Origin of the sequence: Dysgonomonas sp. Marseille-P4677 (genome assembly GCF_016652235.1) — a bacterium.
GTDB lineage: Bacteria > Bacteroidota > Bacteroidia > Bacteroidales > Dysgonomonadaceae > Dysgonomonas.
Genome location: NZ_JAEPKU010000002.1, coordinates 39,925 through 52,842, shown reverse-complemented (window position 1 = coordinate 52,842; position 12,918 = coordinate 39,925). Strand labels below are relative to the sequence as shown.

11 protein-coding genes are annotated in these 12,918 nt (G+C 35.0%); 10 read left to right on the top strand and 1 reads right to left on the bottom strand.

Translation table 11 applies throughout. From position 1 onward, the window contains the following. Nucleotide 1: 1 nt before the first annotated feature. From JGH11_RS01050 to JGH11_RS01020, 7 genes are all read left to right on the top strand, one after another. On the top strand, nucleotides 2–1,009 hold the full coding sequence (locus JGH11_RS01050) for a glycosyltransferase family 4 protein (RefSeq protein ID WP_201109701.1): 1,008 nt from the start codon (nucleotides 2–4) through the stop codon (nucleotides 1,007–1,009). Next, nucleotides 996–1,544 (top strand): acyltransferase, encoded by a 549-nt coding sequence (locus tag JGH11_RS01045; protein WP_201109700.1) that lies wholly within the window; start codon nucleotides 996–998, stop codon nucleotides 1,542–1,544. The genes JGH11_RS01050 and JGH11_RS01045 overlap by 14 nt, the downstream gene beginning before the upstream one ends. A gap of 358 nt (nucleotides 1,545–1,902) precedes the next feature. Then, nucleotides 1,903–2,730 carry a hypothetical protein gene (locus JGH11_RS01040; protein WP_236263818.1) on the top strand — a complete coding sequence of 276 codons (828 nt, stop codon included), beginning with the start codon at nucleotides 1,903–1,905 and terminating at the stop codon, nucleotides 2,728–2,730. Between the two features lie 132 nt (nucleotides 2,731–2,862). After that, nucleotides 2,863–3,615 carry a WecB/TagA/CpsF family glycosyltransferase gene (locus JGH11_RS01035; RefSeq protein ID WP_201109698.1) on the top strand — a complete coding sequence of 251 codons (753 nt, stop codon included), beginning with the start codon at nucleotides 2,863–2,865 and terminating at the stop codon, nucleotides 3,613–3,615. 12 nt (nucleotides 3,616–3,627) lie between these two features. Continuing rightward, nucleotides 3,628–4,737: a non-hydrolyzing UDP-N-acetylglucosamine 2-epimerase gene (wecB, locus tag JGH11_RS01030; RefSeq protein WP_201109697.1), complete on the top strand. Its 1,110-nt coding sequence runs from the start codon at nucleotides 3,628–3,630 to the stop codon at nucleotides 4,735–4,737. A gap of 8 nt (nucleotides 4,738–4,745) precedes the next feature. Further along, complete coding sequence (wecC, locus tag JGH11_RS01025; RefSeq protein ID WP_201109696.1) at nucleotides 4,746–5,945, top strand: UDP-N-acetyl-D-mannosamine dehydrogenase; 1,200 nt, start codon at nucleotides 4,746–4,748, stop codon at nucleotides 5,943–5,945. A 60-nt stretch (nucleotides 5,946–6,005) separates the two neighbouring features. Then, nucleotides 6,006–6,476, top strand: coding sequence for a GAF domain-containing protein (locus JGH11_RS01020; RefSeq protein WP_201109695.1), 471 nt, complete (start codon nucleotides 6,006–6,008; stop codon nucleotides 6,474–6,476). A gap of 15 nt (nucleotides 6,477–6,491) precedes the next feature. Here the strand turns inward: JGH11_RS01020 and JGH11_RS01015 are convergent, their stop codons facing one another. After that, nucleotides 6,492–8,327: an SLC13 family permease gene (locus JGH11_RS01015; protein ID WP_201109765.1), complete on the bottom strand. Its 1,836-nt coding sequence runs from the start codon at nucleotides 8,325–8,327 to the stop codon at nucleotides 6,492–6,494. 259 nt (nucleotides 8,328–8,586) lie between these two features. Here JGH11_RS01015 and JGH11_RS01010 point away from each other — a divergent pair, with 259 nt between their 5' ends. From JGH11_RS01010 to dnaJ, 3 genes are all read left to right on the top strand, one after another. Next, nucleotides 8,587–10,959: an alpha-L-rhamnosidase N-terminal domain-containing protein gene (locus JGH11_RS01010; RefSeq protein WP_201109694.1), complete on the top strand. Its 2,373-nt coding sequence runs from the start codon at nucleotides 8,587–8,589 to the stop codon at nucleotides 10,957–10,959. Nucleotides 10,960–11,209: 250 nt separating this feature from the next. Next, a complete protein-coding gene (locus JGH11_RS01005) occupies nucleotides 11,210–11,764 on the top strand; it encodes a nucleotide exchange factor GrpE (protein WP_201109693.1) in 555 nt (184 codons plus the stop codon). 15 nt (nucleotides 11,765–11,779) lie between these two features. Next, entirely contained in the window at nucleotides 11,780–12,916 is a 1,137-nt protein-coding gene (gene dnaJ / locus JGH11_RS01000; protein WP_201109692.1) for a molecular chaperone DnaJ, read from the top strand. The last annotated feature ends 2 nt before the right edge of the window (nucleotides 12,917–12,918 follow it).

The window sequence follows — 12,918 nt, the reverse complement described above, 5'->3', positions numbered from 1 at the left end:
TATGATAGAGGACACAATTCACATCTGTACATCAAGTAATGGTGGTATGTCTAGTGTTGTTAATAGCTATGTTAGATTATTTGCTTTGCCTAAAAAAAATTACTGGAGTAGCCATAATGGTTCTTTTATAAAAAGTTTGTTTAAAACTTTTTTTATTTGTATTCGTATTTTATTTGATAATCATGAAATTTATCATTTACATATCTCTCACAAAGGGTCTGTTATTAGAAAATTATTTATCAGTATCTTCGTTCGTTTAAGAAAAAAGAAGTATGTTGTTCATCTGCATGGTGGCAGATTTAAAGAGGTTATTTCTAGATCAAAATTTGAAATGAAATTTATTTATAATCTTTTGCTGCACTCGAATGCTATTGTTTGTATTACAAAAGATATGAAAAATTTCCTTGCAGAAAATTTTCATATCAAAAAAAAAGTTTTCGTTATATCTAATCTTTGCGAAACAATAACAGATATCCCCCTTGATTTGTCAAGTCGAACAGAACCTATAAGAATTGTTTATTGCGGAGCTTTTGTCCCAGATAAAGGTGTTTTTGATTTAATAGAAGCTTTTGAAAGCGCTCAATTTGATCAGTCTGTTAGTTTAGACCTATTTGGTAGCGGAACTTTACCAAGGATCGGAAAAAACAACATAACAGTTCATGGCTGGATTGAACATAGTGAATATTTAAGGTTACTACCAAATTACGATTTTTTAGTGTTGCCTAGTAAATATGAGACATTTGGATTGGTCTATGTTGAGGCAATGGGAATCGGATTACCTGTTATAGGCACTTTTGGTCCGGCTATTCCAGAAATAGTAAAAAATGGAGAAACGGGATTACTTGTTGAATTTGGAAATATAAAGCAGTTAACAGCTTCTTTAGAACAATTAGTATGCGACAAAGATTTACGGATAAAAATGGGTAAAAATGCCTGGAAAGACGTTCGAGATCGATTTTCACCTCAGATTGTATTGAAAAAACTGGAAGAAATGTATGAAAAAATTTAAGCGTTTATTCTTTTTCCTATTATACTATTGTTTTGCTCAATATTTACCTAGTTCTTATTTACCAATTATAGGAAAATATTTTAATCGAATTAGACAGTTTTGTTGTAGAAGATTATTTAAAAGTTTGGGTAAAACTGAAACGATTCAAAGAAAAGTATATTTTGGTAGTGGAAAAAATATTGAGATGGGCAATGGTTCTAGTTTAGGAACAAATTTCAATATGCAACAGGTAGTTTTGTCAATAGGAGAAAATATTATGATTGCTGAAAATGTAACTATTATAGGGGGAGGACATAATTTTGATAGAAGAGATATTCCGATGATAAAGCAAGGAAAATTACCAAAATCTGATTTAGTTATTAAAGATGATGTTTGGATTGGTGCAAATTCTATTATACTGGGTAAAGTAAATAAAATTGGTAAAGGCGTAATAATTGGAGCAGGTAGTGTAGTAACGAAAGAAATTCCGCAATACACAATTGTTGCAGGAAATCCTGCAGTAGTTAAGGGAATGAGACCTTATGAGGCTATTTAAAGATTTTTATTTCACCATCTTATTTTTCACTATTTTAAGTTTTGCTTTTGCAGACGCAGTGAATACTATACTCATGTCCTCACATGTAACAGGGGCCGACTATCCGAAATTTTCGATATATTTTAGAGGGTTATTTGAAATTCTTATTCTGATCTGGTTATTTTTTTACCGCAAGATTGTAGTAAAAGATTCTCAGATATTAGCTTATTGTTGTTTTATAATTGTTAGTAGTATTTTTTCATATTGGATTCTATTATTAAATAGTGGGGTTGGAAACTTTGCAGTATTTTTCTCCTTGTTGAATAAAACAATGTTCTTTTTTCTCTGCTTTATATTTGTACATAATGCTCTTGAAAAAATGAATTTAATTCAGAGAAAATATATTTTTAAAGCTTACGAACTGATTATTTATATCAACAGTTTTTGCGCTATTTTAGGTTTTATAGCTAATGTTCCATTATTTAAAGCATACAGCACTGTAAGATTTGGATATATAGGTTTTATTCCTGCCCAGAATGAAGCTTCATTATTTTGGTTAATCGCTTTATTTTATAGTTTTTATATTTATAAAGAGGAAAAAAAGAAATTACCTCTCGTCTTTTCTGTAATTGCTTGCTTATTATTAGGGACAAAAGCAGCATGGATTTGTGTTTTGGTTTCTGTTCCTTGGTTCTTCTATAAACTCTATCCAAATACAGGTAAAAAAATTGTTGCATTTTTATTATTGGCAACGATGGTTTTTGTTTGTGTTTATTATGAAAAAATTAGTGAATACTTAAAATCCGTTGAGATGTTTTCTTATTTTGTCTGGAGGTTAGATAAGATGGATGCTGTATCTATATTTTTATCCGGACGAGATGGATTTATATATAGGTTTATTGAGACTTTAGATTCTTGGTCTTGGCCAAATTACTTATTTGGAGGGGTATTGACAGAGGGGAATAGTCACATAACAACAGAAATGGATTTATTAGACCTTATCATGATCTTTGGATTCGTAGGTGCTGTAATTTTTTTATTGATATATAAGCAAATTTTTAGCCAAATACATCGATCATATAAGACTATGTTTTCAGTTTTGTTTTTTTCCATGGCTTTTATTGGTGGTCATGTACTTTGGAGTGCTCTAAATGCCGTATATTTGTGCTTGTTTATATGTAAAACCATGAAGATATACAAGACTTAACAATAGATGATAGTTTATATTTAATGCAATTGAAAAGGAACTATTGATATGGATTTGTTAAAGATAGAACTATCATCTATAAACATTTCTCAGTAGTGGCTAACAGCGACTACTAAAACAAAAAAGATATTTATGCAAGACAGAAATAGAATTGATTTTTTAAATATTCCGATAGATACTCTGACCATGCAAGAAACTATCAATAAGATTGATAGTACTTTACAGAGACATCAGTCGTTAACCCATGTCGTTGTAAATGCAGGGAAAGTTGTTGCGATGCAAAGTAATAAAGAATTGCATGAGAGTGTTGTTAATTGTGATCTTATAAATGCAGATGGACAAAGTATCGTTTGGGCTGCTAGATTTCTTGGTAAGTATATACCGGAACGTGTATCTGGGATTGATCTGATGGAAAATCTTGTGAAAATGGCATATGAAAGAAAATATAAATGTTTCTTCTTTGGAGCTAAAGAGGAAGTTGTATCTAAAGTAGTACAAGTTTATACAAATAAATATTCAAAAGATATAATTGCAGGGTACAAAAACGGATATTATGTAAAGGAAGATGAACTGTATATAGCGCAGCAAATAGCTCAAAGTAATGCTGATTTATTGTTTGTAGCTATAACCTCCCCTAAAAAAGAAATATTCCTAGATAAGTATAGGGATATACTCTCTTCTGTTGGATTTACTATGGGAGTTGGGGGATCTTTTGATGTTATAGCTGGATATACAGCTCGTGCACCAATATGGATGCAAAAAATAGGGATGGAATGGTTTTTTCGTTTAATTCAAGAACCTAGACGAATGTGGAGAAGATATATTATTGGGAATTATAAGTTTATAGAACTAGTTATTAAAGAAAGAATTAATATAGGAAAATAAAAAATTAAAAACATGAAAAAGGTACTTCTGATTTTTGGAACTCGTCCAGAAGCTATAAAGATGGCTCCTTTGGTAAAGGAATTCAAGAAATATACAGGTGTATTTGATGCTAAAGTATGTGTTACAGCCCAGCATAGACAAATGCTAGATCAAGTACTGAATTTTTTCGATATAAAGCCTGATTATGATATGAACCTTATGCGTCCAGGGCAGAACCTATATCAATTAACAGCTGATGTCATTATCGGACTAAAACCGATCTTGGAAGAATATAATCCAGATTATGTTTTTGTACATGGTGATACAACTACATCAACATCTGCTGCATTAGCTGCATACTATGCTGGTGCGAAAATATGCCATGTGGAAGCAGGTCTACGGACTTATAATAAATATGCTCCTTTCCCGGAAGAAATAAATCGTCAAATTACAGGCCGTTTGGCAGATATTCATTTTTCTCCGACAGAAACAGCTAAAAATAATTTATTATCAGAAGGTATAACAAAAAATGTATATATTACAGGGAATACTGTTATTGATGCTTTGCTATATGCAACAAATAGGTTAAAATCATACTCTGATGAAGAAATAGGCAATTTACAGAAGAGTATTGATTTTACTAAACAAGTTATACTCGTAACAGGGCATCGTAGAGAAAATTTTGGAAATGGCTTTTTGAATATTTGTAAGGCTCTAAGAGATTTATCTGAAAAATATGCAAATGTTGAGATAGTTTATCCTGTCCATTTAAATCCGAATGTGTCAAATCTCGTTCATTCTCTATTAGGAAATATTGATAATATAAAATTGATAAATCCATTAGCATATCCGGCATTTGTTTGGCTGATGAATAAATCCCATATAATATTAACAGATAGTGGTGGTGTTCAAGAAGAAGCACCTAGTTTAGGAAAACCAGTGCTTGTCATGAGGGATACTACAGAACGACCAGAAGCTGTGTCTGCAGGAACTGTTAAGCTCGTAGGAACGGATAAGCAAAAAATTGTATCTGAGTTATCAAGACTACTTGATGATGTTGATTATTACAAGACGATGCAAAAAGCGCATAATCCGTATGGTAATGGAAATGCAGTAGAAAGGATAGTTAACTATATAAAATAAAAAAAGTTATGAAAGCGGTATTTATGGGATTAGGTTATATAGGCCTACCAACTGCAGCAGTTGCTGCTAATAAAGGGGTAGAAGTGCTAGGAGTAGATGTAAATCCTGATGTTGTAGCAACAATAAACCAAGGAAAGGTTCATATTGTAGAACCGGAACTAGATAAGCTTGTAAAAAAGGTTGTTGAAAAAGGTTGTTTGCGTGCAGCGGTTAATCCAGAACAAGCTGATGTATTTTTAATTGTAGTACCAACACCATTTAAACAGAATCATAGGGCTGATACCGCATATGTAGAAAGTGCAACTCGTACTGTTATTCCTTTTCTAAAAGAAGGTGATTTATTTGTAATTGAATCGACATCACCTGTTATGACAACAGAGAGGATGGCTGAGATTATCTTTAAAGAACGTCCGGAATTGCAAGGGAAAATTTATATCGCCTATTGTCCAGAAAGAGTTCTTCCTGGCAATGTTATATATGAGTTGGAGAATAATGATCGTATAATAGGGGGGATTAATGAGGAATCTTCTGATAAAGCAATCGAGTTTTATTCTATATTTGTAAAAGGTACTTTACATAAAACAGATGCTCGGACTGCTGAGATGTGTAAGCTAACTGAGAATTCATCCCGAGATGTCCAAATAGCATTTGCAAATGAACTTTCTATGATTTGTGATAAAGCCGGGATTAATGTCTGGGAATTAATAGAGTTAGCTAATAAGCATCCTAGAGTTAATATTTTGTGGCCAGGATCGGGTGTTGGAGGTCATTGCATAGCTGTTGATCCTTGGTTTATTGTATCGGATTATCCGGAACAAGCGAATATAATTAAAAGAGCCAGAGAAACAAATGATTATAAAGCCGATTGGTGCGCAAATAAGGTTATTGAGGCTTGCCACCAGTTTGAAATTGAGAATGAACGAGAACCAGTTGTTGCGTGTATGGGGCTTGCTTTTAAACCAGATATAGATGATTTGAGGGAATCTCCAGCAAAGTATATAACATCTCGAATAATTTCGGAGGCTAGAGCAGAGGTATTGGTTGTTGAGCCAAATGTAGATAAACATAAGACTTTTAGCTTAATTTCGTATGGTGAAGCATATAAACAGGCCGATATAATAGTTTGGTTAGTACGTCATAAAGAATTCTTATCACTGAGTAAAAAGCAAGTGAAAAACGAGTTTGACTTTTGTGGAATTTATAAATAATCTTAAATTTAGAGAATAGTTTATATTTTACTGATAAACTTTTTATAAATTCTATTTCTTATGTTCCACACACTCCATCTTGCCACCACCCTTTCTAAAGAAGAAACCTATCTATCCCTTCTTCCTCAACTAAAAGCATTAATAGAAGGGGAGACGGACACTATTGCCAACTTTGCAAATATATCAGCGGCATTGAAGATGACTTTCGGTTTTTTCTGGGTAGGTTTTTATATTGTAAAAAATGAAGAGCTTGTACTTGGCCCTTTCCAGGGAACGATAGCCTGTACACGTATAAGATGTGGTAAAGGTGTCTGTGGAACAGCATGGAAAGAAAAGCGAACAATTGTAGTAGAAGATGTACATCAATTCCCGGGACATATTGCTTGTGATGCAGCATCCCAATCTGAAATTGTAGTACCATTGTTCGATAAAGATGAGGTGATAGCCGTACTGGATATCGATAGCGAGTATCTAAATCATTTCGATGAAACAGATGCTCGCTATCTTCAACAAATAGTTAATTTATTATAACTTCGTTTTTGATTGTTATTCATAGAATGGGAATAACAAGGGCAGTACTAATATCATCACTATTCCCATAACAATCTGTAAGGGTAATCCTACTTTTACATAATCCATAAAACTATAGCGTCCCGCTGTCATAACCAATGCATTTGGTGGGGTGGAAAATGGCGAAGCAAAACACATACCTGCAGCTACGGCAACGGCAAACAAAAACGGATAAGGACTAACTCCCATTCCAATAGCAGCCTTTAGTGCAATAGGAGTAAATAATACAGCTGTAGCCGTATTGCTTATAAACATTGTTAGCAACGATGTACAAAAATAAATACCAGCCATTAGCGCGTATGGCCCCATATTACCTAATTTATTAACTAACCCTCCAGAAATTAGAGTGTCAACCCCTGTATTTTGAAAAGCTGTAGCCATTGGTAGCATGGCACCTATAAGAACAACACTTTCCCAGTTAATGCTTGAGTAAGCCTCTTCAACATTGCGCAGACAGCCTGTTATAACCATTGCTGTGGCTGCAAGCATTATTGCGATAACAGAAGGTACAAATTCAAATACCATAGCAATGATCATCAGGAGCATAATGATGGCGGCTATTGGGGCTTTCTGGTCCAGAGTGACTTTTGAAGCTTCTTTAAGAGGTTGACCAACCAATACCAGATCATCTTGCCGATCATCCAGGTTTGCGAGGTCTTTCCATGTTCCTTGTATTAATAGGGCATCGCCGGAGTGTAACTTTGTATCTTTTATATCGTGCATCTGGTATTCTTTTTGTCGTTGAATACCCAATACATTTACATTGTATTCCTCGCGAAATCGAATGTCAGATATTGTTCTGTTAATTAATCTTGAATTTGGCATAATGAATATTTCGGCAATACCAGAATCTTGGGATTCCGAGAAAACATCTTTATCATTATGTCTTTCAAGATGTAAATTATTTTCTGAAACAAAGCGTTCAATGTTTTCTTTTGCTCCAAGGCAATAAAGTATATCATCTTTTTGTATAATTGATTTTGGTCCGGCTACTTCTTCAGTATAGTTTTTTCTGAATCTCGAATTACCCGTTTTTCTTATTATTTTGCTTATACTAACATCATAATGTGTTGCAATTTTGAGCTCAGCTAGACTTTTATTAACTAGAGGTGAATCGTCCTTAACGTCAATTTTATACGATTGATGAGATAGGTTGTATTCTTCCGCAAGTTCTTTTAAGGATTTACCTTGTTTCTTTTTATTGTCAGAAGAATCACTTTTCGATATAAGCATCTTACTTAAAAAGAACAAGACAATAACTCCTACTGATAAGGCTACAAAGCCAATGGGAGCGAACGAGAAGAATGAAAGAGCAGTATATCCCGCTTCTATCAAAGCATTATTAATGACAAGGTTGGGTGGAGTACTAATCAATGTAAACATCCCCATACTACTCGCAAAAGCTAAAGGCATCAGATATCTACGCGGACTAATATTTGCACTGGCAGCCATACTTACAATAATAGGCATCATAACAGCAACAGTACCTGTGTTACTGACAAAAGCGCCAATCGAAGCTGTAGCCAGCATAACTAATATAAATAATTTATTTTCACTGTTTCCGGCTGTCTGTAATATTTTGCTACTTATCATTTTGGCGAGTCCTGTTCGGAAAATGCCAGCTCCAACAACGAATAACCCGATCATCATAATTACAACCGAATTTGAGAATCCTGCTAAAGCTTCAGATGGAGCTAGTATTCCGAACAACACTAAACCTAATAATGCGCATACTGCCACTAAATCGGATCGGACCTTGCCTCGCATAAAGAAAATTGAGGCTATGACTAGAATTGATAGAGTTATATTGATAGGAGATAAGAGAGAGGATAGTTCCATAATTGAATATAATTATTATCAGTTTGTTTTCTCTTTATGATTCATGCAAAGATAAAAAATACTACAGTCTGGAGCGAATACTTTTGATTAATATGAATTAAATAGTATTTATTATTATCTGCTTATAACAAAGATCAAAATTTAAATGATTTTTATCATTTTAGATAATATATATACAAAGTAAATCGGGTAATTTTATAAACCATCGAAAAAACCTTAAATGCTATATATTATGTTTCAACGTTTTAATTTGTTATTATTAATATTTTTATTGGTGGGGAGTACTTCCTTTGCACAAGAGATTAATTCTAAACTGTTGAAGCATCATTGGACTGCAAGTTGGATTACCTGTCCCGATGTTGCGCAGAAAGACTATGGTGTATTTCATTTTAGGAAACAAATAAATCTGGGACAGTCTCCCGATAAATTTATTATACATATTTCGGCAGATAATCGCTATCGTTTATTTGTGAATGGGAAGTCCGTTTGCAGTGGCCCTGCTCGAGGCGACTTAGTAAATTGGTATTTCGAAACGATAGATATTGCTCCCTATCTTCAAAAAGGGAATAATATTATCGCTTCTACAGTATGGAATATGGGTGTTTTAGCACCTGTAGCCCAGATTTCTAATCAAACCGGATTTGTTATTCAGGGAGATGGGGATGCTGAGCAAGTGATAAATACAGATAGTAGTTGGAAAGTTTTGCAAAATAAAGCATATACCCCTTGTTCTACAGATAATGGAGCACGTTTACATGCATACATGGTAGTCGGGCCGGGAGACCGAATCGATGGAACTGAATATCCTTGGGGATGGGAGAGTTTGGAGTTTGACGATGATCCTTGGAGTAGCGCGAGTATAGTTACATCACCATCTCCCTATGGCGTAGGAACTGATAATTTATGGCAGTTGACCCCGCGGAATATTCCTTTGATGGAAGAAAGTATACAGCGGTTGCAAAAAGTAAGAAAGGCTGATGGAATTGTAGTACCTGATAATTTCTTACAGGGTACAAGCCCTTTAATTGTTCCTGCTAATACTAAAGTATCAATTCTTATCGATCAGGGAGTAAATACTACTGCGTATCCTATGTTATCTGTAACCGGTGGAAAAGGAGCATCTGTACAGTTGACTTATACAGAAGCCTTATTGGATAGTAATTTGCAGAAGGCGAATAGAAACGAGGTGGAAGGACGTTCTGTTATTGGTAATTATGATGTGTTTCTGCCAGATGGAGGTGTAGATAGAAGATTTAGTCCGCTGTGGTTTAGGACTTATCGTTATATGCAGGTTGATGTTACAACTTCAAATGAGCCCTTAATTATCAATGATCTATATGGTTATTATACAGGATACCCATTTAAACAAGTGGCCCGCTTTTCTTCAAATGATAAATCTCTGGGGGATATATGGAATGTAGGTTGGCGTACGGCTCGTCTTTGTGCAGGAGAGACTTATTATGATTGTCCGTATTACGAACAACTTCAATATCCGGGCGATACCCGCATACAATCGTTGATATCCCTATATGTGACAGGCGATGATCGTCTCATGCGTAAAGCAATTCTTGATTTTTATAATTCCAGGGTTCCTAATGGTTTAACTCAGGGACGTTATCCGAGTAGTCGTTTGCAAGTTATACCTCCGTATTCATTGTATTGGATATCGATGATTTACGATTATTGGATGTACAGACAAGATGATGCTTTTGTTGTTCAATTTCTTCCGGCTATAGAGCCTGTTTTAGACTGGTATGAAAAGAATATTGACAAAAGTAAGGGCATGTTAGGCCCTATGACATGGTGGAATTTTACCGATTACACTGATGGATTTCCAAATGGTGTACCTCCTGGAGCTGATGATGGAAATTCTTCAGTCATTACATTGCATTTGGCTTATACTCTCAATCAGGTTGCTCAATTATATCGTTATTTCGGAATGGATTATAAGTCGGATCGATATCTCAAATTGGCGGATAGTCTGAATAAAGCCACTTATGATAATTGTTTCGATAATAAGCGAAATGCAATGGCTGATACACCGGAAAAGACGTCTTATAGTCAACATGCGGGTATAATGGCTGTTCTAAGTGATGCTATTGTTGATAAAGAAAGACAGACAGTAATGGAGCAAGTAGTAAACGATACATCTTTGATTCCAGTTACTTTTTATTATAGATTTTATCTGACGCAGGCATTAAAGATTTCAGGATTGGGTGATCTGTATTATCCATCACTTGATTATTGGCGTGACATGATCAAAATTGGGTTAACCACATTTGCTGAGAAACCGGAGCCGGCACGATCCGACTGTCATGCCTGGAGTGCAAGTCCCTTGTATGATTATTTTGCTATTATTTGCGGAATATCATCAACCTCACCCAATTTCAAAACGGTAAAAATAGAACCTTCTCTTGGAGAACTAAAAGAAGTTACGGCATCTACTCCTCATCCTCAAGGAATGATAAAGGTTGATTTAAAACGTCAGGGAGTAACCGGAATAACCGGAATTGTAGAGATCCCATCCGACATAACAGGTGTATTTGTTTGGGAAGGGAATACGGTTCAATTGAAGGGCGGTGTGCAAAAAATTAGCTTAAGATAATTTTTTTGTTGGAGTAATATAGTATTCGATGTCTTTAGTTAAAATCTTTTAGCTAAAGACATTTTTTATTAGACATTGTTAGCCGATATCAACAATGTATTTTAGAGATAAGTGCACATTCAATAAATCCTGCAAATTTGGCAAGCCTTTTGTTATATATAAGGTACATAAAAAATAGAGGGTAAGTCGTCTTATTGGATTTGCCGGTTTTTGTGTTTTAATCGCTTAAGAATAAAATAAATACTAAGATATGAAAGAAGAATTTACTGAAAAGAAATTTGAAAACACAGAATCTCCTGAGTCAGAAAATATGACAAATGATCAGTTGGCTGATACGCCAGAAATTGAATCAAATGACAATGTGACCGATTGGGAAACAAAATATAATGAGTTGAATGATTCTTATTTACGTCTTAATGCCGAATTCGACAATTATCGTAAACGTACATTAAAGGAAAAAGCAGACTTGTTGAAGTTAGGTAGTGAAAGGGTTTTGTTGGATATTATTTCTGTAGTAGATGATTTTGAGCGTGCTTTAGATAATATATCTAAAACAGAGGATATTGAAGCTGTAAAAGAGGGGGTGGATCTTATTTATAGTAAATTCAGAACCTTTTTGACAAGGCATGGTATAAAAGAAATTGAAACTATCGGACAGCCTTTCGATACAGATAAACATGAGGCCATAACGACTGTTCCGGCGCAAACAGAGGATGATAAAGATAAGATTGTAGATAGTATTCAAAAGGGGTATATACTCGATGATAAAGTAATTCGCTACCCTAAAGTAATTGTAGCAAAATAATAAAGAGCAAAGCTGATGGCAACTGCAACTAAAAGAGATTACTACGAAATATTGGAAGTTACAAAAACAGCAACTTTCGAAGAAATAAAAAAGGCTTATCGCAAGAAAGCAATCCAATACCATCCTGATAAGAATCCGGGAGATACTGAGGCCGAAGAAAAATTTAAAGAGGCGGCTGAAGCTTATGAAATACTAAGTGATGAACAAAAGCGAGCCAGATATGATCGTTATGGTCATACCGCTCCGGGTGGATTTGGTGGTCATTCAGGCGGATTCTCTATGGATGATATATTCTCTCAATTTGGAGATATCTTTGGCGGTCATTTTGGTGGTGGATTTGGTGGTCAGCGTGGCCCAAGGCAGAATCGAGGTTCGGATCTGCGCGTGAAAGTAAAGCTAACATTGAAAGATATAGCTTCCGGTGTTGAGAAAAAGATAAAGGTAAATAAGTTTGTTGCTTGTTCTCATTGTAGGGGTACTGGTGCCGATGGTGGCACTGCTTATGAGACATGTTCCACATGTAAAGGTTCCGGAGTCGTAACACGTGTGGTAAATACTATTCTGGGACAAATGCAGTCTCAGTCTACTTGTCCGACATGTAATGGAGAAGGTAAGTCGATTACGAAAAGATGTAGCCATTGCTCAGGTGAAGGTATTGTTCGTGAAGAAGAGGTAATTACTATCAACATACCAGCAGGTGTTGCAGAGGGGATGCAGTTGTCGATGAGTGGTAAAGGAAATGCAGCCCGTCATGGAGGAGTGAATGGTGATTTACTTATATTAGTAGAGGAAGAGGTACATCCAGAGCTGTTTAGAGATGATAATGACGTTGTTTACAATCTTTTACTTACCGTATCTACCGCAGCATTAGGCGGAAGTGTTGTAGTTCCTACAATAGATGGCAAAGTTAAAGTTACTATAGAACCGGGTACACAACCGGGAAAAGTACTTCGCTTAAAGAATAAGGGGTTGCCTAGTATCAATAGATATGGTACGGGAGACCTATTGATCAATATAAGCGTATATATTCCAGAGAACTTAAGTGATAGCGAAAAAGAGACTTTAAACGGGCTCGAAAATTCTCCAAATTTCCAACCTAGCAAGTCGGTTAAGGAGAAGATATTTAGTCATTTTAGAAGAATGTTTGATTGAAT

Bases quoted from the DNA above. Each gene is read 5' to 3' on its own strand.
- wecC (WP_201109696.1), top strand. From the start codon at position 4,746: ATGAAAGCGGTATTTATGGGATTAGGTTATATAGGCCTACCAACTGCA.
- wecB (WP_201109697.1), top strand. From the start codon at position 3,628: ATGAAAAAGGTACTTCTGATTTTTGGAACTCGTCCAGAAGCTATAAAG.
- JGH11_RS01040 (WP_236263818.1), top strand. From the start codon at position 1,903: ATGAATTTAATTCAGAGAAAATATATTTTTAAAGCTTACGAACTGATT.
- JGH11_RS01045 (WP_201109700.1), top strand. From the start codon at position 996: ATGAAAAAATTTAAGCGTTTATTCTTTTTCCTATTATACTATTGTTTT.
- JGH11_RS01050 (WP_201109701.1), top strand. From the start codon at position 2: ATGATAGAGGACACAATTCACATCTGTACATCAAGTAATGGTGGTATG.
- JGH11_RS01005 (WP_201109693.1), top strand. From the start codon at position 11,210: ATGAAAGAAGAATTTACTGAAAAGAAATTTGAAAACACAGAATCTCCT.
- JGH11_RS01035 (WP_201109698.1), top strand. From the start codon at position 2,863: ATGCAAGACAGAAATAGAATTGATTTTTTAAATATTCCGATAGATACT.
- JGH11_RS01010 (WP_201109694.1), top strand. From the start codon at position 8,587: ATGTTTCAACGTTTTAATTTGTTATTATTAATATTTTTATTGGTGGGG.
- JGH11_RS01020 (WP_201109695.1), top strand. From the start codon at position 6,006: ATGTTCCACACACTCCATCTTGCCACCACCCTTTCTAAAGAAGAAACC.
- dnaJ (WP_201109692.1), top strand. From the start codon at position 11,780: ATGGCAACTGCAACTAAAAGAGATTACTACGAAATATTGGAAGTTACA.